Below are 26,157 nucleotides of genomic sequence, written 5' to 3' on the forward strand. Positions count from 1 at the left end.
CAAACCCGCCGTGGACATCATCACCGCACCCACCGCCTCTCTGCCAAGGTGACGCCACCGCAGCACCACCAACCGCCGGCCCGAAGCCCTCCGCGCGGCAACTTTGCCGTGCAATGGGCCCGTTGGCCGGAATTCACCTGGGGAGAGCGATGCGCCCGATATCGCGTACGGCAGTGGGGGTGGCCACGGCGGCCGTCCTCGCCGTCACAGCCGTCGGCACCTCGGCGGCGCAGCCGAGCGAGGGCGGGCCGGCGAAGAGACCGCTGACCGGCAGCGGGGCAACCGCCGGGCAGCCGGCCGGACCGGTGACCGTCACCCTGGTCACCGGCGACAGGATCCTGGTGTCCACGGACGCCACCGGCCGCTCCGCAGCCGCCGCCCTGCCCCGGGAGGACGGCACCCAGCCGCTCGTGCAGACCCGGCAGTCCGGCAAGGACGTCTACGTCTACCCCGAGAGCGCGGCCGAGGCGCTCGCGGCGGGCACCGTCGACGAGCAGCTCTTCAACGTCACCGGCCTGATCCGGCAGGGCTACGACGACGCGCACGCCAAGAAGCTGCCGCTGATCGCGGTCTACGACGGCCTCGACACGGCGCGCAGCGCCCCGGCCGCCCCGCGCGGCGCCGAGCGCTCCCTGGTCCTCGGTTCGATCGGCGCGGTCGCGCTCTCGGCCGACAAGGCCCAGGCCGCCACCTTCTGGTCCGACGTCACCGCGAAGGCCGCCGCCCGCACGCGCGGCGCGGGCGGCCTGAAGAAGCTGTGGCTCGACGGCAAGGTCCGGGCGAACCTGGAACGTTCCACCCGGCAGGTGAACGCACCCGCCGCCTGGGCCGCCGGATACGACGGCTCCGGCGCCACGGTCGCCGTCCTGGACACCGGCGTCGACCTCGACCACCCCGACCTCAAGGGCCGCGTCGCCGAGTCGAAGAACTTCACCGACTCCGACACCGACGCCGACCGCCAGGGCCACGGCACCCACACCACCTCCACCGTCGGCGGCTCGGGTGCGGCGAGCGGCGGCGCCAAGAAGGGCGTCGCCCCCGGCGCGCGGCTGCTCAGCGGGAAGGTCCTCAACGACTCCGGCTCCGGCCTGGACTCCTGGATCATCGCGGGCATGGAATGGGCCGTCGCGAGCAAGGCCGACGTCGTCTCCATGAGCCTGGGAGACCCCTCCCGGACCGCCTGTGACGACCCGATGAGCGCCGCCGCCGAGCGGCTCGCCGAGAGCGGCGGCACCCTGTTCGTCATCGCCGCCGGCAACTCCGGGCCCGGCGACAACACGGTCTCCTCGCCCGGTTGCACGCCCGGCGTGCTGACGGTGGGCGCGGTCGACCGCGACGACACCACCGCCTCCTTCTCCAGCCGCGGGCCGGCCGGCCTCGCGCACACCCTCAAGCCGGAGATCGCCGCCCCCGGCGTCCAGATCTCGGCCGCCGCCATGGGCGGCCGCGGGGTGTACGCCTACCAGGCCATGTCCGGTACCTCGATGGCCACCCCGCACGTCGCGGGCGCCGCGGCCATCGTCAAGCAGCGCCACCCGGACTGGACGGCGCAGCAGGTCAAGGCCGCGCTCGTCGGCTCGGCAGAGACCGGGATCCCGGGCGACGTCCGCGAGACCGGCGGCGGCCGCCTCGACGTGCAGCGGGCCATCGGGACCACGGTCACCTCCGCCCCCGCCGTGCAGGGCGGCGCGTACAACTGGCCGCAGGACCGGAGCGACCGGACCACCGTGACCGTTCCGTACACCAACACGGGCAGCGCGCCGGTCACCCTCCGGCTCGGCGTGGAACACCTCACCGGCAACGACGGCTCCGCGGTCCGCAGCCAGGTCGCCCGCCTGGACCGGCGCGAGGTGACCGTCCCCGCCGGAGCCACCGTCACGGTGCCCCTCGCGCTGGACCCCGCGGCCCGCCTGGAGCGCGCCCAGTACGGCGACGTCACCGGCCGGGTGATGGCCACCGGCCCCGGCGGCGTGCGCGTCTCGACGCCCTTCTCGCTGTACGTGCAGCCCGAGACCGTCACCCTGCGCGTGAAACTGCTCGACCGGGCGGGCAGGCCCGCCGCCGGACCGTCCTCCCTGGACGTCATCGGCACCGACGACGCCAGCGGCGAACGCCGCTTCAACGACGGCTCCGCCGACCAGGTCTACCGGCTCCGCCCGGGCTCGTACTTCCTCTCCTCCTTCGTCGCCACCCCGGACGCGGGCGGCGCCGAGAACGCGCTGGTCGACTCCCTGACCTATCTCGGGCGCCCGCAGGTCGAGTTGCGGAAGGACACCACGATCGTGCTGGACGCCCGCACCGCCGGGCGGCTCGCGATCGAGGCCGACCGGCCCACCGAGACCCGCGGTGCCACGCTCGCCTTCGCCCGCCACTGGGAACCCAACTGGCTGCACGCCGGCACCGCGATGGGCGGCCGCACCATCCGCGGGTTCTACGCCTCCGTCGAAGGCCGGGCCACCGAAGGCGGCTTCGAGTTCGGCAGCTACTGGCGGCAAGCCGCTCCCCTGCTGGCCGAGTTGAAGGTGTCCGGCGGCCCGGTGCTGCACCCCCTCACCGCCTCCACCGGCAGCGACAACCTCGACGGACGCGGCAGCGCCCCGCTCGTCGACGCGGGCGCCGGCACCCCCGCGGAACTGGCCGCGGCCGGCGCGCAGGGCGCGATCGTGCTGGTGAAGACCGGGGACGGCTCGCTGTACGACCTCGCCGAGGACGCGAAGGCGGCCGGTGCCCAGGCCGTCCTCGCCCACCGCGACGCCCCCGGCCGCTGGGTCGGCTTCAACGGCTACACCGGCGGCCCGCTGCCCGCGCTGTCCATCGAGTCCGCCGAGGCCAAGGCGCTGCTCGCCCGGCTCGCGCGGGGCAAGGTGACGCTGACCTGGCAGGGCACCGCGAAGAGCCCGTACGTCTACAACCTCGCCCAGACCGAACAGGGCACGCTGCGCGGCGACCGGACCTACCGGGTGCGCGACCGCGACCTCGGTACGGTCCGCTCCACCTACCGCGCGATGGGTGTCGCCTCCGCCTACATGGACCTGACCGGCGCCTACCGCCCGCTGGGCACGGCCGTGTCCTTCGGCTCCCTGGACACCGTCGCCGTCCCGGGGGAGCGCACCGAGTACTACACCGCCGGGGACACCGCCTGGGACCACATGGTCTCCAGCAGCTTCCCCTGGGGCGAGCTGATGACCGACCAGCAGCGCACCCACACCAAGGGCGGCCGGCGCTCCGAGACCTGGTACGACGGGGTGATCGGCCCGGTCGGCGCCCGCGACGCGAGCGGCAAGCCGCTGCTCGCCGCCGAGCGGCAGGGCAACCTGATCGGCTTCTCCTCCGCGATGTGGGGCGACAGCGGCCACTACGCGCTGCCCGGCTCCTTCGGTGACATCGGCGGCCTGACCCTCACCCGCGACGGCGCGGAGATCGGCACCGGCTGGTACCCGAACGCGGGGGTCTTCGAGGTCCCGGCCGAAGCGGGGACGTACGCGCTCACCCAGACCCTGGAGAAGATCGGCGGACCGGCGCGCGACTGGCAGCGCTCGCAGGGCGTACGGACCACCTGGACCTTCCGCTCCGCGCTCGACGCGTCGGCCTACTCGACGGGCCTGCCGGTCCTCTTCCCGGCGCTCACCCTCCCCGAGGACGGCCTGAAGAACCTCCCCGCCCGGAACGGGCAGCGCATCGGGCTGGGAGTCACCGGGCACGCGGGCTACGCGCCGGGCGCCCTCGCGAGCGCCAAGCTGTCCTACAGCTACGACGAAGAGCACTGGACGCAGGCTCAGGTCGGCGAGCGGGACGGCCGCTGGAGCGCGGTCGTCGACCACGCGGGCGCGGCCGGCAAGCCGGTCTCGCTCCGGGTCGAGCTGACCGACGCGAAGGGAGCCACCGTCACCCAGACGGTCGCACGCGCCTACGACGTCCGGTAACCCGTTCGGCGCCAGAGGGCAAGGGGTCCGCCGGGCAGTAGCCCGGCGGGCCCTTTTCCGCGCGTTCCGCGTTTTCCGCCGCCCCGGGCGGCCGACACTAGGGGCATGAGTCAGCAGGGGGACGCGGACAATTGGTGGCAGAAGCTCTACGAGGACCCGGCCGGGCCGGAGCCGGGACCCACCGGTTCCGCCGCCCCCGCCGATCCCGCCGACACGCTGGACAGCCGCTTCAGCTCGGCGTCGGTGCTGGTGGGAGAGGTACCACCGCCCCGCGATCCGGCCCCGGCAGCGGACACGGCGCCCGGCCCGCTGCCGGGGGCACGGTCCGGCCCGCTGCCCGGCGCCACGCCCGGCCCGCTGCCCGGTACCCGGCCCGGACCGGTGCCCGCCGCGCCGTCCGGCGCGGAGCCGGGGGGCGAGGGGGCGGGCGCCGCCGCGCCGACCGGGTACGCGCTCGGGGACACGGCCGTGCCGCCCGTGCCTCCGCCGCTTCCGCCCCCGCCCCCGCCTCCACCGCCGGCGCCTCCGCTGCCCGCGGCGCCGCCGACGGCCGTCGTACCGGAGCCCCGCCGCGGCGGACCGGGGCACGCCGACCCCCGCCGCCCCGCCCCGGGCCCCGCCGGGCCGCCGCCCGTACCGCGCCCCGAGGTGCGCCACCTGGGGGACCGGGCGCCGACGTACGCCGCGGAGCCCGGCGCGCTGCCCGTGGCCGACCCGGGCGCCCTCGACGCGCTCGTGCCCGACACCGTCCTGGAGGGCGCCCGGTACGGGACCTACACGCTGCGGGCCGCCTCCGTGCGCGGCGACTCCGCCCGCTTCCGCGCCGAGCCGCGGCGCGACGTGCTCCTCACCGCCCGCTTCGGCGGCGGTGACGACGCGCTGGTGCTGGTCGCCCTGGCGGGCGGGGCCCGCGGCGCGCCCGGCGCGCAGGACGCCGCGGCCGAGGTGTGCCGCTGGGTCGCGGCCGCCGTCGGCCGCAGCCGGGCCCGCCTGGCCGACGACATCCGGGCGGGCCGGCGCGACGCCCTGCGCTCGGGCCTGCAACGGCTCACCGACCGCGGGTACGGGCGCCTGCGGGCCCGCGCCGCCGAACTGGGGCTGCCCGAGGAGGGGTACACGGCCGGTCTGCGCGCGCTCCTCCTCCCGGTCGACCCCGAGTGCCGCACCCGGGTGTGCTTCGGGGCGGGGACCGGCGGACTGTTCCGGCTGCGGGCGGGGCAATGGGAAGACCTGGAACCGGCGGGACCGGGCCCCTCACCAGCCGGAGCCCCCGCGCCCGCGCCCGCCGCGGCGCTGCCCGGACCGGCCTCCGCGCCGGGGGAGCCCGCCGGCCCCGGTTTCCGGTTCCGCGCCACCGTGGCCCGTCCGGGGGACACGCTGCTGCTCTGTTCCGGCGGACTGGCCGAACCGATGCGGGAGGAGGCCTCCCTGCCCGCCGAGCTGGCCGCGCGCTGGGACGGCGCGGATCCGCCGGGCCTCGCGGCCTTCCTCGCGGACACCCAGCTCCGCCTGAAGGGGTACGCGGACGACCGCACCGCCGCCGCGGTCTGGGAGGCGTAACAGGCCCGGCCGTGCGTGGATGGGAGGCGCACGCAGAGCCGGACCGGAAAGGGCGCCCCCTCCATGGCCAAGCAGAACGTGGCGGAGCAGTTCGTCGACATCCTCGTGCGCGCGGGGGTGCGCCGGATGTACGGAGTCGTGGGGGACAGCCTCAACCCCGTCGTCGACGCCATCCGGCGGACCGCCGCCATCGAGTGGATCCAGGTCCGGCACGAGGAGACGGCCGCCTTCGCGGCGGGCGCCGAGGCCCAGCTCACCGGGCGGCTGGCCGCCTGCGCGGGCTCCTGCGGTCCCGGCAACCTCCACCTGATCAACGGGCTGTACGACGCCCACCGCTCGATGGCCCCCGTGCTGGCGCTGGCCTCGCACATCCCCTCCAGCGAGATCGGCCTCGGCTACTTCCAGGAGACCCACCCCGAGCAGCTCTTCCGCGAGTGCAGCCACTACTGCGAGATGATCTCCAACCCGAAGCAGATGCCGCGGCTGCTGCAGAGCGCCGTCCAGCACGCCATCGGCCGGGGCGGGGTCAGCGTGGTGACCCTGCCCGGGGACATCGCCTCGCTGCCCGCCCCCGAACGGTCCATCGAGCACGCCCTGGTGACCGCGCGGCCGACCGTACGGCCCGGGGACGCCGAGATCGACACGCTGGTCCGGATGATCGACGGGGCCGACCGGGTCACCCTGTTCTGCGGCAGCGGCACGGCCGGGGCCCACGCCGAGGTGATGGAGTTCGCGGGCCGGGTCAAGTCACCGGTCGGGCACGCGCTGCGCGGAAAGGAATGGATCCAGTACGAGAATCCCTACGACGTCGGCATGAGCGGGCTGCTCGGTTACGGCGCGGCCTACGAGGCCACCCACGAGTGCGACCTGCTGATCCTGCTGGGCACCGACTTCCCGTACAACGCCTTCCTGCCCGATGACGTCAAGATCGTCCAGGTCGACGTGCGCCCCGAACACCTGGGCCGGCGCTCGAAGTTGGACCTCGCCGTCTGGGGCGACGTACGGGAGACCCTGCGCTGCCTGAACGCCCGGGTCAAGGTCAAGACGGACCGCCGGTTCCTGGACCGGATGCTGAAGAAGCACGCGGACGCCCTGGAAGGCGTGGTCAAGGCGTACACGCGCAAGGTGGAGAAGCACACCCCGATCCACCCCGAGTACGTGGCCTCGGTCCTCGATGAACTGGCAGACGACGACGCGGTGTTCACCGTGGACACGGGCATGTGCAACGTGTGGGCCGCGCGCTATCTCTCCCCGAACGGCAAGCGGCGCATCATCGGCTCCTTCAGCCACGGCTCGATGGCCAACGCCCTTCCGCAGGCCATCGGCGCGCAGTTCATCGACCGGCGGCGCCAAGTGGTCTCGATGTCGGGCGACGGCGGCTTCTCGATGCTGATGGGAGATTTCCTCACCCTGGTGCAGTACGACCTGCCCGTCAAAGTGGTTCTCTTCAACAACTCGGCCTTGGGGATGGTGGAGTTGGAGATGCTGGTTTCCGGCCTGCCGTCGTACGGAACCACGAACCACAATCCGGACTTCGCCGCCATCGCCCGAGCGGCGGGGGCCTACGGGGTCCGGGTGGAGAAGCCCAAGCAGCTCGCGGGGGCCCTGAAGGACGCGTTCCGGCACAAGGGGCCCGCCCTGGTGGATGTGGTGACCGATCCCAACGCGCTGTCGATCCCACCGAAGATCAGTGCCGACATGGTCACCGGATTCGCACTGTCGGCCAGCAAGATCGTGCTCGACGGCGGCGTCGGCCGCATGATCCAGATGGCCCGGTCCAACCTGCGCAACGTGCCGCGGCCCTGAGGCCGTGGGGGGCGGTCCGGAAGCCCGGGCCGCCCCCGGGGCCGGGTTAGAGCCGCCCGGCCTTGACGGCGTCGACGAACACCGTCCAGTGGGCATCGGCGACGAGGAGCGCGGGGCCTGCGGGGACCTTCGAGTCACGGACGGGCACGGCGCCGGGGAACTGGCCGCTCGCTACTTCGAGGCACTGCCCGGCATCGCTGCTGTAGCTGGACTTTGCCCATGTCAGACCATGGGCGGATGAGTCTGCGAGAGTGGTCATTTGTGCTCCTGCTTGATTCTTGCGGTGAGGTCGGCCGACGCGGCGAACGGGAGGGCGTGCGCGCGTAGATGCTCGAACGCGGACCCGTAGACGACTACGTCAGCGGCGTCTTCAACGTACAGGGCACTCGCCAGCCCCTCCACGTGCACGACGTCGAGGTCCGCGGACTCGGGGAACGCGAGAACCGTGAAGGGACCGGCCATCCCCGGATGCGCCGGAGCGCCGAGCGGCAGGATCTGTATCGAGACGTGCGGAAGGTCCATGAGATCGAGCAGCCGCTGGCACTGGTCCCGCATGACGCCCCGCGCTCCCACGGTGGGCCGGAGCGCCGCCTCGTGGATGATCGCCCACACCTGCAGCGGCTCCGGGCGGGACAGGACCGCCTGGCGCTGCTGCCGTACCTCGACGAGGGCGTTCACCTGATCGGGTGTGGACGACATGTTGATGGCCGCGATCGACGCACGGGCGTACGCGGCCGTCTGCAGCAGACCGGGGACGAGGAGCGTCTGGTAGGACCGCAGGCTCTTCGCATCGGCCTCTAGCGCGATCAGCTCGGCGTAGGCGGGCGAGATGATGTCCTTGTAGGTCTGCCACCAGCCGCGGCGAGTGCCGGCCTGGGCGAGAGCCGCCAGCGCTTCGCGCTTCTCCGGGTCGCTCACGCCGTACTTGTCGAGCAGCAGTTGGACGACGTCGGGCTTGATGCCCAGCTGGGCGCGCTCCACGCGGGACAGCCGCGTCTTGTCCCATCCCGGGCCCGCTGCCTGCGCGCCCTCCTCCTGCGTCAGCCCCTTGGCTTCGCGCAGGGTCCGCAGTTCGGCCCCAAGTCGTCGCTGACGTACTGACGGAGCGCTCATGGCCTCGCCCTTCCCCTCGTGCCTCACCGGCTTCCCTGCACGCATGCTTCCACACGCGCAACTGTCACCGGGCCATGCAATTTCGCAGAGTCTGCGGCTGTGGTTGCAATACTGCTATGCAACTGCCACGCTGGGTCTGCGAGCACGGTGCGTAGTGCACCGATCACAGTGAGGGGCGACGTATGTCCTACGAGATGAATGCGCCGGTTGTGGCAACGGTCGACCAGCTCTTCCCCCGTGTACCGATCGCTGCGCCCGGATGCGACGTCTGCGGCGCGCTGCTGCGGCAGTGGCGCGGACGCAAGGACCCCCGCTCGCCGGAGTACGACCCGTCGGGTGCGGCTGACGCGGCCGTGGAGATCCGCCGGCACCCGGGCCACGGGCCGTCGTCCGCATGAGCGCCGGCGGCGCCCACGGCTACCGCTTCAGCGCGCGGTACCTGGCGGAACTGGAGCGCGCGGTGAAGACGGCGGTCGAGCAGCGGAGCGCGTCGGTCTTCGCTGTGGCCGCCGCAGAGTACGCACACGACCTCGCGGTGCACCTGGAGTGCCCCGCGGGTGGACCCACGGACCCGCCGCCGGCTGCCCGTTCGGCCGGCGCGCGGAGGGGCGACAGGACCGGAATCGGGTGAGGCCTTCCGGTCCTGTCGCCCCTGACGGCCACACCCGGCGGGACTCGGTCCCGCATCATGGGTGTAAAGCATGACAACTCCTATGCATAAGAGGGGAATCACCATGCTCGAAGACGGCAAGCACGGCGGACCGCCGGAGGACAAGCCGTGGACACCGCCCCCGACCCCGCCGAGCCCCGACGGCGACCGGCCGCGAGCCCGATGAGCGGGCTCGACCGGGCCGTGTGCCGTACGGCGCTGGAGACCATGGCGTTGCTCCGTGAGCCGTGGATGTCCGCGGCGTTCGACGCCGTGGACCGTGAAGCGTTCGTGCCGGCGGCCGTGTGGCTGCCGGAGCGTGACGAGCGGGGCCTCTGGAAGTTCCTCGACCGCGCCACCGACCCGGGGGCCTGGAGCAGTGCCGTGTGGGACCCCCACCGGTCCGTCGTCACGCAGCTCGACGACGGGCGGACCGCCCCGACCGGCGCGGCGGACGGGGACTTTACGTCCTCCGTGTCCGCCCTGGACATCGTGCTGCGCAAGCTGTCCCACTTGAAGCCGGGCGCTGCGGACAGGGTGCTGGAGATCGGGTACGCCTCCGGCTATCACACCGCACTGCTGTGCGAGCGCGTCGGCTCCGAGCGGGTCACGTCCGTCGAAGTGGACGCGGCGCTCGCGGCGCGGGGCGCCGAGAACCTCAAGGCCGCGGGCTACGAGCCGCACCTCGTGTGCGGTGACGGACTCACGGGGGTGCCGGAAAGAGCGCCCTTCGACCGCGTGATCAACACGGCCTCCGTCAGGCGGGTTCCGTGGGCCTGGGTCGAGCAGACGCGGGACGGCGGCGTGATCCTGACGCCGTTCGGCACCGCGTACAGCAACGCCGGGCTGCTCCGGCTCACGGCGCACGGTCGGCGGGCCACGGGCCGCTTCGCGGGCAGCTCCTCGTACATGTGGGTGCGGGACCATCGGCCGCCCCACACCATCCGCGTCGACGGAAGACCGCGCCGCCGGGCGTCCCCCGTCCGCCCCGCGGAGGTGCTGGGCGGCGGATGGGAACAGAACTTCGCCGTGGGGCTCCAGGTCCCGGACGTCACGTACTCGCACCGCGGGGACGGAGAGGAGGAGGAGGTCCAGTTCGTCGACCTGACGGGTACGTCGGTGTCGATCGTCCGATACGGCGGCTGGTGGGAGCCCGATGCCGTCCGCTCGTGGGGACCGCGTGATCTGTGGGCGGAACTCACGTCCGCGTACACCTGGTATCAGGAGCGGGGCCGTCCGCCGGTCACGGAATTCGGCCTGACGGTCGATGAGCGGGGACAGCGGGCGTGGCTGGGGCACAGTGGTAATCCGCTGCCCATGCCCGTCGGCTTGGGCGGTGTGGGCGCTTAGCGTCCCCCGCGGATCACCGGTCACGCGGTGTTCACCCCGGAGAGGGGCATGTGCAATGTGTGGGCCGCGCGCTATCTTTCCCCGGACAGCGCCCTTCCGCAGGCGATCCGTGCGCAGTTCACGACCGGCGGCGTCAAGGGGTCCCGGTGCCGGGCATGGTGGTTTCTCGCTGCCGAGGGGAGATTTCCTCACCCTGGTGCAGTACGACCGCCCAGTCAAAGCGATCCTCTTCGACAACTCCTTTTTGCAATGGTGGAGTTGAAAGTGTTGGTTTCCGGCCTGCGTTCGTACGGAACCATGAACCCCGGGCCAGCAAGATCGTGCCCGACGGTGGCGTCAGCGGCATGATCCGGATGGCTCGATCCCGCCTGCGCCACGTGCCGCGGCCCTGAGGCGCGAGGCGTGCGGATTCCCCCGAAGGGAAGAAGCCCTCCCGTAGGCCTGTTCGAGAAGGATGCGGGATACGGAGGGCTGTCGCCGTGCGGGTGGGGGCGAATACCGGGAAACTGACGAGAAGAGGGCGGCCCGTGCCGCGGGAACCGTCTGCCGTGGCCGACCCGAGCGCGGGGGAGACCCTGTGGGTCACCCGCCGGGTGCGCCGCGCGGACTTGAGTGCCATCGGCGACGTGCGCCGGACTTTACGGGAGTTACTGCGGCACCGCTGCCGGTGCGACACGGCCGACGTGGCGGAGCTGCTCACCACCGAGATCGTCACCAACGCCCTCGTCCACACAGACCGGGGGGCCGAGGTGTACGCCAGCCTCACCGCCGCCCGGCTGCGGGTGGAAGTGCGGGACTACGCCGACCGGCGGCCCAGACCGTACGTACCGACCGCCGACGACGGTACGCACGGGCGGGGACTGGTGCTGGTGCAGGCCCTCGCGGACACCTGGGGAGTGGACGCCCTGGGCAGTTCCCTGGGCAAGGTGGTCTGGTTCGAACTCGACCGGGGCGCCGACGCGGTGTGGGCGGCGGAGCCGGCCTGAGCGCCGGGCGCCCGGTACCGGCCCCCGCCGCCGCGGTGGCCGGCTCCCGGCACCGGCCGACCGGGTGATCAGCCGAACTGCTGTTCCAGATCCTTCAGTTTGCGCTCCAGGGAGTCGAGCCGGGGGATGGTCTGGGTGTCGTCCTCGGCGGTGAGGTCCACCGTCCGGGACGCCGTCTCCGCCGGATCCGATCCGGTGACGGCCTGGAGCGACGGACGCCGTCGCAGCGGCAGTTGGCCCGCCTCGGGTGGGGACGGATCCGCGCCGAGGGCTGGCGTCGCACCCGCCGCCGCACCGGGGGCGGGGACGACCTCCCGGTCCTCCCTGACGACCTCCTCCAATTGGCGGCCCCGCGAGCGGCCGAAGGCCCGGCTCTGGCGACCCATCGCCTTGATGCGGGCCCGGTCCAGCCGGTTCTGGTCCCGCCTGCGGTGCCGGTCCTGCGCCTTCTCCCGCTTGTCCTCGCGGACTTCGTCGACGGCCTCGTCCAGGGTGCGCACGCCCTCCAGCAGCATCAGCGACCACGCGCCGAAGGTCTCCCGCGGAGCCCGCAGCCAGCGCACGATCCGGATCTGCGGCAACGGCCGCGGCACCAGGCCCTGTTCGCGCAGCGCCGCACGGCGCGTCTGCTTCAGGGCCCGGTCGAAGAGGACCGCCGCGGACAGCGACATCCCGGAGAAGAACTGCGGAGCGCCGTCGTGGCCGAACCCCCTGGGCGCGTGGACCCAGTTGAACCAGGCGGCCGCCCCCGCGAAGAGCCACACCAGTATCCGCGAGCCCAGGGCCGCGTCGCCGTGGCTGGCCTCGCGGACGGCGAGCACCGAGCAGAACATGGCGGCGCCGTCGAGCCCGAAGGGGACCAGGTACTCCCAGCCACCGGAGAGGTTGAGGTTCTGCCGGCCGAAGCCGACCAGTCCGTGGAAGGACAGCGCCGCCGCGACGGCTGCGCAGCAGAAGAGGAGGACATACGACGCGGTGCCGTAGACGGCCTCCTTGCGGCGGCGGCGGTCCTCGCTGCGTTCCCAGCTGTCCTCGGACGCGGCCTTCTCGCCCTCGCGCTTGCTCTTGGCCAGCACCGCGACTGCCGCAAGTACGCCCAGGATCAGCAGGCTGCCGGGCAGCAGCCAGTCCAGCGATATGTCGGTCAGTCTCATGCGGTGTCCCTTGCCTCGCGTATGCGGCTTTCCGGGCGCCATAGTGGCCGATCGCGCAAGGGCCGCACGCGGGTTTCGGGGCAAGAGGACGCCAACGGGGGGCGGTGACCGCCGGATAGGGCGTTGTGGGTCGAACTACCGCTCGTACAAGGTCATTTGAGTTCGAAGGGACTCACCCGAACGGGTGGCTTCGCGCGCGGCGTCACGCCGCGGCGGCCGCCGTCAGCCGGGCGACCCGGTCCGCGTCGCGGGTCCGGGGGCAGGTGACGCAGGTGTCCGCCGGGCGGATCGTGTAGAAGAGGCAGCAGCCGGCCCGGTCCCGGGTGGGCAGTTCCTCGCCCGCCGGGCCGGTGAGCGTACGGAAACCGCTGCCGCCGGTGTACGGAGCGGTCGCGCCCGGCAGCAGCAGGTCCAGCTCGGCCCGGGCCCGGCGCCCCTCGCCCCACTGCTCCGCGACGTACCAGAGCCCCTCGACGACCTCGTCGGTCACAATGCCCCACAGGGCGCGGCGGCCGCGTCGCATCCGGGGGCCGAAGCCCTCCAGCACCGGACCGAGGTGCTCGGCCACCGCGGCCCGCACCTCCGCGCGCAGCGCCTCCTCGTCCGGCACCACCCGGGCTCCCGGCAGCGCGGCGGCCGGATCGTCGGGCAAGCATGCGAACCGGTCGGCGCGCACGCTGATGCGCCCCGTGCTCCGGTGGAAGGCCACCTGGTCGGCGGGCAGCCGGGGGACGCGCCGCGCCAGCAGCCACGGGACCGTGAACAGCAGGCAGGCGGGCCACGCGTAGCGGTGCAGGCCGAAGCCGGCGATCACGTCGGGGCGGCCCTGGTGGCCGTAGTCCCGCAGGACCTGGTCGTCGTCCCACGCGAGGAAGGCGTCCAACACGGGCCCGGCGTCGGCCAGTTCGTCCGCGCCGACCCAGCCGGCGCCGCGGGGGGTGGGGTGGGCCGCCGGGCGCTCCGTCACCCGCGGTCCCGCGGGGAGCGTGGCGAGGCGGGCGTAGGCGTCGGCGAGGGGGGACGGCGAGGGCGTCGCCGGGACGGCCGGGGAGACCATGCGTGACCACCGGGGGGATCGGGGGCGGGCGAGGAGGCAGATAGGTAAGGCAAACCTTACCCGATCCGTCTCGTACGGTCCGTACCGGCGGCGACCGCGCTGCGTCACCTATTCTCGGGAGCAGGCGACAGCAGACAGGGCCCGACCGCAGGAGGACCGAGTGCAGGACACGGCCCGTGCCCGGGTGCCCGAACAGGCGCGTACGGAGGGTGACGAGGAGTGCGGCCCGCAAGGCCCGCAGGCCCGTCCCGCGCGGCGTCCGGTGCTCCGCCACTCCGTCCGCGGACAGGTCCTCGACGCGCTGCGCGCGGCGCTGGTCGACGGCGGACTCGTCCCCGGCGAGATCTACTCCGGGCCCGCCCTCGGGGAACGCTTCGGGGTCTCGGCCACGCCGGTGCGCGAGGCGATGCAGCAGCTGGCGCTGGAGGGGGCCGTGGAGTGCCTCCCGAACCGCGGCTTCCGGGTCATCGCCCGGACCGCCGCCGAGCTGGCCGAGTTGGCGGAGGTAAGGGCCCTGCTGGAGGTGCCCGTGATGCTGGGGCTGGTCCGTACGGCCGAACCCGCCGCCTGGGCCGCGCTGCGGCCGCTCGCCGTGGCGGGCGTGGCGGCGGCGGAGGCGGGGGACCTGGCCGGGTACGCGGAGGCCGACCGGGCGTTTCACCGGGGGGCGCTGGGTCTGGCGGGCAACGGTCAGCTGATCCGGGTGGCGGACGAGGCGCACCGGCGGGTCCAGTGGGCGGCGGCCCGCAGCCTCCCCTCGGTGCTGCGCACCGACGCCGGGCAGCACGTCGCCCTCCTGGACGCCTTGGCCGCCGCCGACCTCACCACGGCCGAAGCCCTCATCCGGGCCCACTTCGCCTGGCCCCCGCACTAGGCCCTCAAGCGCCGGGCGGGCTGGAGGGTGGCGGTGCCGCCGCGGCCGGCTGTCGAGCCGAGGCCGGGCAATTCCAGCCCCGCCGGCGTTTGAGGCGCGGGTGCGATGGCCCGGGGTCCGGTTGGTCGGGTGTTCTTGGGTGCGGCCTCCGGCGGGCCCTCAAGCGCCGGGCGGGCTGGGTCTGGTGGGGTGCCGTCGTCGCCCGGCCCCGGTGACGTATGCGGGGCCGGGCAATTCCAGCCCCGCCGGCGTTTGAGGCGAGTGGCCGTCCGGGGGCGGGGGTCGCGGACCCGGCGGCCGGGGTGGTCAGGCTGCGGGGGAGAGGTGGGCGGCCAGCCAGGTGGGGATGCCGCCCAGGAGGCGGAAGAGGCGGAGGGCTTCGGCGCGGAGGCGCGCGGCCTCCGGCTCCGGCTCGGCCTCCGCGAGCGCGGCCAGGGCGGGCGCGGTGCCCACCAGGAACCCCAGCTCCTCCCGGATGCGGAGGGATTCCGCGAAGCCGTGCCGGGCCTCGGCCAGCTCTCCGTCCCGCAGCGCGAGCCCGGCCAGGTGCCGCCAGGTGAAGGACAGCAGCAGGGTGTCACCGTGCGCCGTGGCCCCCGCGTGCGCCCGCCGGTACGCGGGCCGGGCCGCCTGCGGGGAGTCGGCGAGGTGCTCGGCCACCAGTCCGCGCCGGAAGTCCAGCAGGGGCCGCGTCGGCGACCCGGGGGCCAGCAGCGCCGCCGCCCGCCCCAGCGCGGAGCGCGCCTCGTCGGCCCGGTCCCGGACCCCCAGCACCGTGGCCGCGTACGCCAGTTGGCCGCGCTCGCAGGCGGCCGCGCCCCGCTCGTCGTCGTCCCGCGCCACCGCCTCGGCGATCCGCAGCGCGTCCTCCGCCTCGGCCCACCCCTGGCCCGTGAACAGGCACCGCTCGACCAGCAGCGCCGTGCGCTGCACGGCAGGTCCCGCGCTGCCCGCGTGCGGGTCCAGCAGGGCCGCCGCATCCGTCCAGCAGCCCCGCGAGCGAAGCCGCCATATCGCTCGCTGGAGGGGGTCGTCTCCCCCGGTCATTCCGGCACCCGACATGGCGGTGTCCGCCACATTGCCCTCCCCAAAGCAACCACGCAGCGCGCTGCCCGCGCCCTGGGGCGACATGAGAGCACGGATGCGCATGATCGGCCAAGGGGTCGGGTGAACCTTTTCACAAAGTCCGGACACCTCGTCAGCCGCCCCCAGGAGCCCGGCGGAACCCCCGGCCGGGCCGCTGATCAGCTCATCCGCAGCGCCAGGAAGAAGTCCAGCTTGTCCTCCAGCCGCGAAAGATCGCGCCCCGTCAACTGCTCGATCCGCCCGACGCGGTACCGCAGCGTGTTGACGTGCAGGTGCAGCCGGGTCGCGCAGCGGGTCCAGGAGCCGTCGCAGTCGAGGAAGGCCTCCAGGGTCGGGATCAGTTCCGCCCGGTGGCGCCGGTCGTAGTCCCGCAGGGGGTCCAGCAGCCGGGCGGTGAAGGCGCGGCGCACGTCGTCCGGGACGAAGGGCAGCAGCAGGACGTGCGAGGCCAGCTCGTGGTGGCCCGCCGCGCAGACCCGGCCGGGCCGGGCGGCCGCCACCCGGCGCGCGTGCCGGGCCTCCTCCAGCGCCCCGCGCAGCCCCTCGGCGGAGTGCACCGCCGCGCTGACGCCCAAGGTGAGCCGCCCGTCGTCGGCGAGACCGGCCGCCAGGGGCTCCCGTACGGCCGTCAGGAGCACGTCGGCGTGCAGGGCGGTGTCGGGGCCCTTGTCGGCCGCGGGCTCGCCGGACTCCGCCGCCAGCGCGGGCAGCGGTACGAGCGCGATCGCTTCGTCGCCCGCGTGCGCGACGGCGATCCGGTCCGAGGGCTCCGGACCCGACACCGACGGGTCGATCAGGATCTCCTCCAGCAGCGACTGGGCCACCGGGCCGCCGGGGATGTCCCCGCCGTCCCAGTCCACCCGGGCCACCACGACCTGCCAGTGCGGTGCGGCGCCCAGCCCCGGCAGCAGCACCGGGGCCGCGACCCGCAGCCGGGCCGCGATCTCGGCGGGCGGGGCACCCGTCTGGACCAGTTCCAGCACCTCCTGGGCGAGCCGCCGCCGGACCGTACGGGCGGCGTCCCGCCGGTCCCGCTCGACCGCGATCAGCTGGGTGACGCCCTGGAGCAGGTCCAGCCGCTCCGCGGGCCAGTCGCCGGCGTCGGCCTCGACGGCCAGCAGCCAGTCCGACAGCACGCTTTCGCGCACGTCGCGGGCGGCGGGGCCGCCCGGTCCCCGGCCGTGTCCCCTGATCGGGAAGAGCGAGTAGGTAATACCCTGAAGGGAGATCCGGTGCGGGCCCCTGCGGCCGGTCCGGACCGCCGCCAGGTGTTCGCTGGCCAGCGCCGCGCAGATGCCGGGCGCCAGCGGCTCGCCCGCCCCGGCGATCTGCCTGCCCGTGGGGGACAGCACCCAGGCGCGCAGATCGAGGTCGGTGGTGAGCAGATCGAGGACCACATCGGGGCCCCCGCCCGCGGGGCCCGAGGTCATCAGGCGGCGGTGGCGGTCCACGACGGCCGCGAGGTCCCCCGCGCGCTCCCCGGACACCTGCCGGACGACGTACTCGGTGATGGTGGCGAATGCAACGTCTTCGTTCACGGCGAACAACGGCAGCCGATTGCGCCGACAGGCTGATACCAGATCGTCCGGGATGTCTCCCAGCTCGGCCTCACCGGCGGCGAGGCCGGCCACTCCGGCGCTCGCGAGGATTCGTACGAACGGCTCGGAGTCGTCCGAATTTCGTCTCCAGGCCAGGCCGGTGAGGACGAGTTCGCCTCCGGACAGGTATCGGCTGGGATCCCTCAGGTCCGTGGTCATGACGCCCCGGACCGTCCGGTCGAGCTCTTCCTGGCCGCCCAGCAGCCGCAGCCCCAGCGCCTCGGTTTCCAGCAGTGCGCGCAGCCGCATGGTGTCGCCGCCGATCTGTCTCGATGTTGCCGTTGGAAATCGGGCAGGTCAGTGCATCCTGCCTTTCATACGAATCTACAAGACGAGGGAGGCCGTCAGCCAACTCCTTCATGGTTTCGGTGACTGCACCCGGGGGACGCGCGGCTTGTGTACTGACTCCACACCGCGTTAACAGCAGATGAACGACCAGTCGAGGGTCTTTGGGCCCGCTGGCTTGAAGTGATCGACACGATGAAGAAGAAGAGAGCCGCTCATGGACTTCCTTCGCCCCGCCAGCTGGGAGGAGGCGCTCGCCGCTAAGGCCGAGTACCCCTCAGCTGTGCCGATTGCGGGTGGCACCGACGTGATGGTCGAGATCAACTTCGACCACCGTCGGCCGGAGTACCTTCTGGACCTGAACCGCATCGGTCTCCTGCGGGAGTGGGAGGTCGGCGAGGATGTGGTCCGGCTCGGCGCTTCCGTCCCGTACACGCAGATCATGGAGAACCTCCGCACGGAGCTTCCCGGTCTCGCGCTCGCCTCGCACACGGTCGCGTCCCCGCAGATCCGCAACCGCGGCGGCGTCGGCGGCAACCTCGGTTGCGCCTCGCCGGCCGGTGACTCGCACCCCGCGCTGCTCGCGGCCGGTGCCCAGGTCGAGGTGGAGTCCGTACGCGGCTCCCGCCTCATCCCGATCGACGAGTTCTACACCGGTGTGAAGCGCAACGCGCTCGCCGCGGACGAACTGATCAAGACCGTCCACATCGACAAGGCGGACGGTCCCCAGCAGTACTCCAAGGTCGGCTCGCGCAACGCGATGGTCATCGCGGTCTGCGCGTTCGGTCTGGCACTGCACCCGCAAACCCGCACGGTCCGCACCGGCATCGGATCGGCCGCGCCGACCCCGATCCGCGCGAAGGCCGCCGAGGAGTTCCTGAACGCCGCGCTCGAAGAGGGCGGCTTCTGGGAATCCGGCAAGGTCATCACCCCGTCGATCGCCAAGCAGTTCGGTGACCTCGCCTCCGGCGCGGCCAACCCGATCGACGACGTCCGCGGCACGGCGAAGTACCGCCGTCACGCGGTCGGCATCATGGCTCGCCGCCAGCTCGTCTGGACCTGGGAGCAGTACCGCGGTACCGGAAACGGCCGCTCGCTTGAAGGGGCTGCGTAATCATGCGCGTCAATTTCACTGTCAACGGCCGTCCGCAGGAAGCCGACGACGTCTGGGAGGGCGAGTCCCTCCTCTACGTCCTGCGCGAGCGCATGGGGCTGCCGGGTTCGAAGAACGCCTGTGAGCAGGGCGAGTGCGGTTCCTGCACCGTCCGTCTCGACGGCGTGCCGGTCTGTTCGTGTCTGGTCGCGGCCGGTCAGGTCGAGGGCCGCGACGTCGTGACCGTCGAGGGCCTGGCGGAGTTCGCCAAGCAGCGCCAGGAGCACGGCCACGGCGGTGCGTGCGGCACCGGCGGCGGCTGCGGCGGCAAGGGCGGCGTCTCCCTGGACGCGGCCAAGCAGTGGCAGGCCAAGCCCGCTGACTCGCAGACCGGCGAGGGCGTCGAGCTCTCCACCATCCAGCAGGCGTTCATCGACGCCGGCGCCGTCCAGTGCGGTTTCTGCACCCCGGGCCTCCTGGTCCAGGCCGACGCGCTGCTGGAGGAGAACTCCTCCCCGTCCGACCAGGACATCCGTGAGGCCCTGTCCGGCAACCTCTGCCGCTGCACGGGTTACGAGAAGATCCTCGACGCGGTCCGCCTCGCGGCCGCCCGTCAGGGAGAGGCGGTCTGACCATGGCTCAGAACACCCGCACCGTGCCCGCAGGCGCTCCGACGAACGTCAGCCAGAAGCACACCAAGGGCGGCATCGGCGAGTCCACGCTGCGCCCCGACGGCACCCTCAAGGTGACCGGCGAGTTCGCGTACTCCTCGGACATGTGGCACGAGGACATGCTGTGGGGCCAGACCCTGCGCAGCACCGTGGCCCACGCCGAGATCGTCTCCATCGACATCTCCGAGGCCCTGGCGATGCCGGGCGTCTACTCGGTGCTGACGTACGACGACCTGCCCGCCGAGATGAAGAACTACGGCCTGGAGATCCAGGACACGCCGGTTCTCGCCCACGGCCGGGTGCGCCACCACGGTGAGCCGGTCGCCCTCGTGGCCGCCGACCACCCGGAGACCGCCCGCCGCGCGGCCGCCAAGATCAAGATCGAGTACAAGGAGCTGCCGCTCGTCACGGACGAGGCCTCCGCCCTCGCCCCCGACGCGCCGCTGATCCACGAGGGCCGCGACGACCACCACATCGGTCACGTCCCGCACCCGAACATCGTGCACCGCCAGCCGATCATCCGCGGCAACGTGGAAGAGGCCCGCAAGCGCGCCGACGTCATCGTCGAGGGCGAGTACACCTTCGGCATGCAGGACCAGGCCTTCCTCGGCCCGGAGTCCGGTCTGGCCGTGCCGTCCGAGGACGGCGGCGTCGAGCTGTACGTCGCCACCCAGTGGCTGCACTCGGACCTCGGGCAGATCGCTCCGGTCCTGGGCCTGCCGCCGGAGAAGGTGCGCATGACGCTCTCGGGCGTCGGCGGTGCCTTCGGCGGCCGCGAGGACATCTCGATGCAGATCCACGCGTGCCTCCTGGCCCTGGCCACGCAGAAGCCGGTCAAGATCGTCTACAACCGGTTCGAGTCCTTCTTCGGCCACGTGCACCGCCACCCGGCGAAGCTCCACTACGAGCACGGCGCGACCAAGGACGGCAAGCTCACGCACATGAAGTGCCGCATCGTCCTGGACGGCGGCGCCTACGCGTCCGCTTCCCCGGCGGTCGTGGGCAACGCGTCCTCCCTCTCGGTGGGTCCGTACGTCCTGGAGGACGTGGACATCGAGGCGATCGCGCTCTACACGAACAACCCGCCCTGCGGCGCGATGCGCGGCTTCGGCGCCGTCCAGGCCTGCTTCGCCTACGAGGCCCAGATGGACAAGCTCGCGGCGAAGCTGGGCATGGACCCGGTCGAGTTCCGCCAGCTGAACGCCATGGAGATGGGCACGGTCATGCCGACCGGCCAGGTCGTGGACGCCCCGGCGCCCGTCGCCGAGCTGCTGCGCCGGGTCAAGGCCCGTCCGCTGCCGCCCGAGCGCCAGTGGGAGACCGCGGGCGAGGGCGCGGACGTCCGCGCGCTGCCCGGCGGCCTCTCCAACACCACCCACGGCGAGGGCGTCGTCCGCGGCGTCGGCTACGCGGTCGGCATCAAGAACGTCGGCTTCTCCGAGGGCTTCGACGACTACTCGACCGCCCGCGTGCGGCTGGAGGTCATCAACGGCGAGGCCGTCGCGATGGTCCACACGGCCATGGCGGAGGTCGGCCAGGGCGGCATCACCGTCCACGCGCAGATCGCCCGTACCGAGCTGGGCGTCACGCAGGTGACCATCCACCCGGCCGACACGCAGGTCGGCTCCGCCGGTTCCACGTCCGCCTCGCGGCAGACGTACATGACCGGTGGCGCGGTGAAGAACACCTGTGAGGCCGTCCGCGAGGCGCTCCTGGAAATCGGCCGCCGCAAGAACGGCTCCTACCACCCCGCGTGGGCCACCGCCGAGCTGCTGCTCGAAGGCGGCAAGATCGTCACCGACGGCGGCGAGGTCCTCGCGGACATCGCCGAGATCCTCGGGGACGAGGCGATCGACCTCGAACTCGAGTACCGCCACCACCCGACCGTCCCCTTCGACCTGGTCACCGGCCAGGGCAACGGGCACGTCCAGTACACCTTCGCCGCGCACCGCGCGGTGGTCGAGGTGGACACCGAGCTGGGCCTGGTCAAGGTCGTCGAACTGGCGACCGCCCAGGACGTCGGCAAGGCGCTGAACATGCTCTCCGTGGTCGGCCAGATCCAGGGCGGCACCACGCAGGGCCTCGGCGTGGCGATCATGGAAGAGATCATCGTGGACCCGAAGACCGCGAAGGTGCGCAACCCCTCCTTCACGGACTACCTGATCCCGACGATCCTCGACACCCCGACCATCCCGGTCGACGTCCTGGAGCTCGCCGACCCGAAGGCCCCCTACGGCCTGCGCGGCATGGGCGAGGCCCCGACCCTCTCGTCCACCCCGGCCGTCATCGCGGCGATCCGGGCGGCGACGGGTCTGGACATCACCAAGACCCCGATCCGGCCCGAGGCGCTCACCGGCACCCTCTAGGGTCCGGTCCCGCCGGGACCCAAGCTCTCCGGGCGGTGTGGCACGGGAACGTCACACTTGCCAGTCGCACCGCCCGGAGTACGACGTACCGCACCGCTCGCGGTCCGCTTCCCCCCGCAGTACGCAGCACCCGCAGCACCCGCTCCACCGCAGCACCCGCTCCACCGCAGTACCCGCCCCACCCGCAGTACCCGCTTCACCCCGCAGTACCAGTGGTAACGAAGGAGCCGCGGCATCCGCGGCTCACGCGCTTCGTCTCGGGCCGTCCCCCGGGTCGTGCAGCCAAACGCACCATCCCAAATCCCGCGTCTCCAATCTTCATGCGGGTGCCCCTTTGAACCTTGGGAGTTAGGCACCATGACCCAGTCGTCTGTGGAGCCCAAGACCACCGCGGAAGAGGCCGGCGACGGCTCTCTCACCCCCGCCGGGCGGTCTTGGCTCGACCGGTACTTTCACATAACGCACAGAGGATCCACCGTCTCGCGCGAAGTGCGCGGCGGTGTCACCACCTTCATGGCGATGGCGTACATCCTCCTGCTGAATCCCCTGATCCTCTCCGGCAAGGACGTCGCGGGCGACACCCTCAGCCAGAAGGCGCTGATCACGGCCACGGCCTTCGCCGCCGCCGTGACCACCCTCCTGATGGGCTTCGTAGGCAAGGTGCCGCTGGCCCTCGCGGCCGGCCTCTCCGTGTCCGGTGTGCTCTCCTCGCAGGTCGTACCGAACATGACCTGGCCGCAGGCCATGGGCATGTGCGTGATGTACGGCGTGGTGATCATGCTCCTGGTCGTCACCGGCCTCCGCGAAATGATCATGAACGCGATCCCCCTCGCGCTCAAGCACGCCATCACCATGGGCATCGGCATGTTCGTCGCCCTCATCGGCCTCGTGAAGGCCGGCTTCGTGGGCCACGGCTCCGAATTCGGGCCGCCCGTGAGCCTGGGCGCGACCGGCGAACTCGCCGGCTGGCCCGTCCTGATCTTCGCCGTGACCCTGCTGACCATCTTCATGCTGCAGGCACGCAAGGTGCCCGGCGCGATCCTGATCGGCATCGTCTCCGGCACCGTCCTCGCCGTCATCCTGAACGCGGTGGCGGACATCGACCCCAAGGCCTGGCGCAGCGGCGCCCCGGAGCTGTCCGGCTCCGCGGTGTCCATGCCCGACTTCTCGCTCTTCGGCAAGGTCGAGTTCGGCGGCTGGGGCGACGTCGGCGTGATGACGGTCGGCATGATCGTCTTCACCCTGGTGCTGGCCGGCTTCTTCGACGCGATGGCCACCATCATCGGCGTCGGCACCGAGGCCAAGCTCGCCGACGACAAGGGCCGCATGCCGGGCCTGTCCAAGGCGCTGTTCATCGACGGTGCCGGCGGCGCCATCGGCGGCGTCGCGGGCGGCTCCGGCCAGACCGTGTTCGTCGAGTCCGCGACCGGCGTCGGCGAGGGCGCCCGTACCGGCTTCGCCTCCGTCATCTCGGGCCTGCTCTTCGCGGCCTGCCTCTTCTTCACCCCCATCACCCAGATCGTCCCGGGTGAGGTCGCCTCGGCCGCCCTGGTCGTCATCGGCGCGATGATGATGCAGAACGCCCGCCACGTGGACTGGTCCGACACGGCCACCGCCATCCCGGTCTTCCTGACCGTCGTGCTCATGCCCTTCACCTACTCGATCACGGCCGGTGTCGCCGCCGGCGTCATCGCCTACGTCGCCATCAAGGTGGCCCAGGGCAAGGCCCGCGAGATCGGCGGGTTCATGTGGGCACTTACGGTGATCTTCGTGATCTTCTACGCGCTCCACCCGATCGAGGGCTGGCTCGGCGTCAGCTGAGCCACCCGGGTCGGGCGTACGACTCCTGACCCTCCACGCCATCCCGTCACCGGACACCGAACCTCCGAGGAGGCCGCAATGCTGGACATCGCCGAAGAACTCAGCCGGTGGGTCGAGCAGGGACGCGACTTCGCCGTCGCCACGGTCGTGGCGGTCGGCGGCAGCGCGCCCCGGCAGCCCGGTGCGGCCCTCGCCGTCGACGGCGAGGGCACTGCGATCGGTTCGGTTTCCGGCGGTTGCGTGGAGGGTGCGGTGTACGAGCTGTGCCGGCAGGCGCTGGAAGACGGGAAGACCGTCCAGGAGCGCTTCGGGTACAGCGACGACGATGCCTTCGCCGTGGGTCTGACCTGCGGCGGAATCATCGACATCCTGGTGACTCCGCTCCCCGTGGGGTCACCCGCCCGGGCGGTCTTCGAGGCCGCGCTGGCCGCCGCCGCCGGGGGTGAGGCCGCCGCGGTCGCCCGGATCGCGGACGGTCCGGCCGAGCTGATGGGCCGGGCGATCCTGGTCCGCCCCGAGGGGCCCCACGAGGGCACCCTGGGCGGCCATCCGGAGCTGGACCGCACGGTCGCCGAGGAGGCGCGCGCCATGCTGGACGCGGGGCGGACCGGGACGCTGGAGATGGGGGCCGACGGTGGGCTGTGCGGGCGTCCGGTCACCGTGCTGGTGGAGTCGAGCGTGCCGGCGCCGCGGATGATCGTGTTCGGGGCGATCGATTTCGCTTCGGCTCTGGTGCGGGTGGGGAAGTTCCTCGGGTACCACGTGACGGTGTGCGACGCGCGGCCGGTGTTCGCCACGTGGAACCGTTTCCCCGAGGCCGATGAGATCGTGGTGGACTGGCCGCACCGGTATCTGGCGGCCACCGGTGTGGATGCCCGTACGGTGCTGTGCGTGCTGACGCACGATGCGAAGTTCGACGTACCGCTGCTGGAACTGGCGCTGCGGCTGCCCGTGGCCTATGTGGGTGCGATGGGTTCGCGGCGTACGCACGAGGACCGCAACGCGCGGCTGCGGGAGGTGGGTGTGACCGAGCGGGAGCTGGCCCGGCTGCGTTCGCCCATCGGTCTGGATCTGGGGGCGCGTTCCCCGGAGGAGACCGCGCTGTCCATCGCGGCGGAGATCGTCGCCATCCGGCGCGGCGGCAGCGGACGCGCCCTCACCGGCGCCCACACACCGATCCACCACGACGGCTCCGCCCCCGTGGTCGGCCGGATAGGCGCCGTCGCCTGACAGGGTGAGCCGCGGGACTGACGCAAGGGCCTGACCCCCTGGGGGTTGCGCCCTTTGACCGTGGGGCCTATTTTACCGGCCGGTAACAGCGCCTTTTCCCCACGGAGTTGAGCGAATGTCCCGGACCTCCTCGTTACGCGTCCTCGCGGCCGTCAGCGCCCTGGCCGCCGCCCTGCTCACGGCGGGCCCGGCGCCCGCGGCCGCCACCGCCACCGCCGACCCGGCCCTGCGCGAGGTGCTCTTCGTCGGGAACAACTGGGAGGGCACCGCCGATGTCCTCGCCTCGACCGGCAGCCTCGGCAAGGTCGGCCGGATCAACGTGATCCCGGACAAGGAGGAGCGGCTGCGGGAGATCTACCTGAACCCCGTGAAGCTCGGTTTCTTCCTGGGGATCCGCGGCACCGCCGGTGAGGGCCACGACCAGTTCGTGGACGACATGTACACCACCCCGGACGGCAGCGCCGTGGTCGTCTCCCGCCCCAGCTTCGCCGATGTCGTCTCCGTCGACGTGCGCACCGGGCGGCTCAACTGGCGCTTCCCGGTGGCGGGTTACCGGGCCGACCACATGGCGGTCTCGCCGGACGGCAGCCGGGTCGCCGTCTCCGCCTCCACCGCCAACACCGTGCACGTCCTCGACATCGCCACCGGCCGCCAGCTCGGCTCCTTCGCCACCGGCGACAAACCGCACGAGAACACCTTCACGCACGACGGCCGCTACCTGTGGAACAGCTCCATCGGGGACGTGACCTCCGCCCTCGACGCGTCCTGGCTGGACTGGACGAAGGGCGACCGGAAGATCACCGTCGTCGACACGCAGACCTTCCGCACGGTCCGCGTCATCGACATGCGCGAGCGCCTCGACGCCTTCGGCCGACCGGACCTCTCCGACGCGATCCGCCCCATGTCGTTCAGCCCCGACGAGTCGAAGCTCTACTTCCAGGTCTCCTTCTTCAACGGGTTCCTGGAGTACGACGTGGCCACCGACAAGATCACCCGGATCAAGACCCTCCCCACCAACCCGGCCACCAACACCGACCGCACGACCTGGGTCAACGACTCCCGTCACCACGGCATGTCGATGAGCCCCGACGGTGCCAAGCTCTGCATCGCGGGAACCATGGACGACTACGCCACGGTCGTGGACCGGGCGACCCTCGCCGAGGGCCCGCTGGTGGCCGCCGACAAGCCGTACTGGGCCACCGTCGACGGTGACGGCACCGGCTGCGTGATCTCCGAGAGCGGCGCCGACCGGGTCACGGCCATCGACTTCGCCACCGGGACCAAGCGGGTCTCCGTCCCCGTCGGTGACCACCCCCAGCGGGTCCGGCTCGGCCACGTCCCGGCGGGCTGGACGGGCCCGGCCGCCCGCTGATCCGTCCGGCCGCCCGCTGAGCCGTACGCCCCGGTGCGCGGGGCGGTCCGTACGCGGGGCGCGCCGGTCCGTACGCGGGGGGCGCGCCGATCCGTACGGGCGCCCCGCGCGCCGGACCGTACGCGCCCGGCGCGCGGTGATCCCTGCGCCCGGCGCGCGCTCC

The 26,157-nt window shown here is 72.6% G+C and carries 20 protein-coding genes and 1 pseudogene; 15 read left to right on the forward strand and 6 right to left on the reverse strand.

What is annotated here, in order from left to right; genetic code table 11:
• The first annotated feature begins 149 nt into the window (after nucleotides 1–149).
• The 3 genes from ABZY31_RS06790 (at nucleotide 150) to ABZY31_RS06800 (ending at nucleotide 7,289) form a co-directional block, all read left to right on the forward strand.
• The gene (locus tag ABZY31_RS06790; RefSeq protein ID WP_356405556.1) at nucleotides 150–3,923 is read left to right on the forward strand and encodes a S8 family serine peptidase; all 3,774 of its coding nucleotides are present in this window, start codon (nucleotides 150–152) and stop codon (nucleotides 3,921–3,923) included.
• A gap of 105 nt (nucleotides 3,924–4,028) precedes the next feature.
• On the forward strand, nucleotides 4,029–5,483 hold the full coding sequence (locus ABZY31_RS06795; RefSeq protein WP_356405558.1) for a protein phosphatase 2C domain-containing protein: 1,455 nt from the start codon (nucleotides 4,029–4,031) through the stop codon (nucleotides 5,481–5,483).
• Nucleotides 5,484–5,546: 63 nt separating this feature from the next.
• Nucleotides 5,547–7,289: a pyruvate dehydrogenase gene (locus ABZY31_RS06800; RefSeq protein WP_356405560.1), complete on the forward strand. Its 1,743-nt coding sequence runs from the start codon at nucleotides 5,547–5,549 to the stop codon at nucleotides 7,287–7,289.
• Between the two features lie 46 nt (nucleotides 7,290–7,335).
• Here the strand turns inward: ABZY31_RS06800 and ABZY31_RS06805 are convergent, their stop codons facing one another.
• Entirely contained in the window at nucleotides 7,336–7,548 is a 213-nt protein-coding gene (locus ABZY31_RS06805; protein WP_356405562.1) for a DUF397 domain-containing protein, read from the reverse strand.
• Entirely contained in the window at nucleotides 7,545–8,402 is an 858-nt protein-coding gene (locus ABZY31_RS06810) for a helix-turn-helix transcriptional regulator (RefSeq protein WP_356405564.1), read from the reverse strand. The genes ABZY31_RS06805 and ABZY31_RS06810 overlap by 4 nt, the downstream gene beginning before the upstream one ends.
• A gap of 182 nt (nucleotides 8,403–8,584) precedes the next feature.
• Here ABZY31_RS06810 and ABZY31_RS06815 point away from each other — a divergent pair, with 182 nt between their 5' ends.
• The 5 genes and pseudogenes from ABZY31_RS06815 (at nucleotide 8,585) to ABZY31_RS06835 (ending at nucleotide 11,387) form a co-directional block, all read left to right on the forward strand.
• Nucleotides 8,585–8,800: a hypothetical protein gene (locus ABZY31_RS06815; protein ID WP_356405566.1), complete on the forward strand. Its 216-nt coding sequence runs from the start codon at nucleotides 8,585–8,587 to the stop codon at nucleotides 8,798–8,800.
• Complete coding sequence (locus ABZY31_RS06820) at nucleotides 8,797–9,033, forward strand: hypothetical protein (RefSeq protein ID WP_356405567.1); 237 nt, start codon at nucleotides 8,797–8,799, stop codon at nucleotides 9,031–9,033. The genes ABZY31_RS06815 and ABZY31_RS06820 overlap by 4 nt, the downstream gene beginning before the upstream one ends.
• Nucleotides 9,034–9,180: 147 nt before the next feature.
• Nucleotides 9,181–10,401: a methyltransferase domain-containing protein gene (locus ABZY31_RS06825; RefSeq protein ID WP_356405569.1), complete on the forward strand. Its 1,221-nt coding sequence runs from the start codon at nucleotides 9,181–9,183 to the stop codon at nucleotides 10,399–10,401.
• A gap of 24 nt (nucleotides 10,402–10,425) precedes the next feature.
• Nucleotides 10,426–10,793: pseudogene (locus ABZY31_RS06830) on the forward strand (thiamine pyrophosphate-dependent enzyme); the annotation flags it as partial.
• A 156-nt stretch (nucleotides 10,794–10,949) separates the two neighbouring features.
• Nucleotides 10,950–11,387, forward strand: coding sequence for an ATP-binding protein (locus ABZY31_RS06835; protein WP_356405570.1), 438 nt, complete (start codon nucleotides 10,950–10,952; stop codon nucleotides 11,385–11,387).
• Between the two features lie 68 nt (nucleotides 11,388–11,455).
• On the opposite strand, the gene ABZY31_RS06840 is transcribed toward ABZY31_RS06835, so the two are convergent.
• Nucleotides 11,456–12,541 (reverse strand): DUF2637 domain-containing protein, encoded by a 1,086-nt coding sequence (locus tag ABZY31_RS06840; protein WP_356405572.1) that lies wholly within the window; start codon nucleotides 12,539–12,541, stop codon nucleotides 11,456–11,458.
• A 202-nt stretch (nucleotides 12,542–12,743) separates the two neighbouring features.
• Nucleotides 12,744–13,598: a (2Fe-2S)-binding protein gene (locus ABZY31_RS06845; protein ID WP_356405574.1), complete on the reverse strand. Its 855-nt coding sequence runs from the start codon at nucleotides 13,596–13,598 to the stop codon at nucleotides 12,744–12,746.
• 160 nt (nucleotides 13,599–13,758) lie between these two features.
• Here ABZY31_RS06845 and ABZY31_RS06850 point away from each other — a divergent pair, with 160 nt between their 5' ends.
• On the forward strand, nucleotides 13,759–14,472 hold the full coding sequence (locus tag ABZY31_RS06850) for a GntR family transcriptional regulator (RefSeq protein WP_356405575.1): 714 nt from the start codon (nucleotides 13,759–13,761) through the stop codon (nucleotides 14,470–14,472).
• Between the two features lie 306 nt (nucleotides 14,473–14,778).
• On the opposite strand, the gene ABZY31_RS06855 is transcribed toward ABZY31_RS06850, so the two are convergent.
• Together ABZY31_RS06855 and ABZY31_RS06860 are read right to left on the reverse strand one after the other, a co-directional pair.
• Nucleotides 14,779–15,519: a hypothetical protein gene (locus ABZY31_RS06855; protein WP_356405577.1), complete on the reverse strand. Its 741-nt coding sequence runs from the start codon at nucleotides 15,517–15,519 to the stop codon at nucleotides 14,779–14,781.
• 197 nt (nucleotides 15,520–15,716) lie between these two features.
• On the reverse strand, nucleotides 15,717–17,405 hold the full coding sequence (locus ABZY31_RS06860; protein WP_356405579.1) for a PucR family transcriptional regulator ligand-binding domain-containing protein: 1,689 nt from the start codon (nucleotides 17,403–17,405) through the stop codon (nucleotides 15,717–15,719).
• 253 nt (nucleotides 17,406–17,658) lie between these two features.
• Between ABZY31_RS06860 and ABZY31_RS06865 the strand changes: the two genes are divergently transcribed.
• The 6 genes from ABZY31_RS06865 (at nucleotide 17,659) to ABZY31_RS06890 (ending at nucleotide 25,994) form a co-directional block, all read left to right on the forward strand.
• A complete protein-coding gene (locus ABZY31_RS06865) occupies nucleotides 17,659–18,555 on the forward strand; it encodes a xanthine dehydrogenase family protein subunit M (RefSeq protein WP_354379267.1) in 897 nt (298 codons plus the stop codon).
• Nucleotides 18,556–18,557: 2 nt separating this feature from the next.
• Nucleotides 18,558–19,166 (forward strand): (2Fe-2S)-binding protein, encoded by a 609-nt coding sequence (locus tag ABZY31_RS06870; RefSeq protein WP_356405581.1) that lies wholly within the window; start codon nucleotides 18,558–18,560, stop codon nucleotides 19,164–19,166.
• Between the two features lie 2 nt (nucleotides 19,167–19,168).
• Nucleotides 19,169–21,571, forward strand: a complete 2,403-nt coding sequence (gene pucD, locus ABZY31_RS06875) for a xanthine dehydrogenase subunit D (protein WP_356405583.1) — start codon at nucleotides 19,169–19,171, stop codon at nucleotides 21,569–21,571.
• 357 nt (nucleotides 21,572–21,928) lie between these two features.
• Nucleotides 21,929–23,392, forward strand: a complete 1,464-nt coding sequence (locus ABZY31_RS06880; RefSeq protein WP_356405585.1) for an NCS2 family permease — start codon at nucleotides 21,929–21,931, stop codon at nucleotides 23,390–23,392.
• Between the two features lie 78 nt (nucleotides 23,393–23,470).
• Nucleotides 23,471–24,622, forward strand: a complete 1,152-nt coding sequence (locus tag ABZY31_RS06885; protein WP_356405586.1) for an XdhC/CoxI family protein — start codon at nucleotides 23,471–23,473, stop codon at nucleotides 24,620–24,622.
• A 115-nt stretch (nucleotides 24,623–24,737) separates the two neighbouring features.
• Nucleotides 24,738–25,994, forward strand: a complete 1,257-nt coding sequence (locus ABZY31_RS06890; RefSeq protein WP_356405588.1) for a YncE family protein — start codon at nucleotides 24,738–24,740, stop codon at nucleotides 25,992–25,994.
• Nucleotides 25,995–26,157 lie beyond the last annotated feature (163 nt).

This window comes from Streptomyces sp. NPDC006529 (genome assembly GCF_040611795.1).
Lineage (GTDB): Bacteria > Actinomycetota > Actinomycetes > Streptomycetales > Streptomycetaceae > Streptomyces.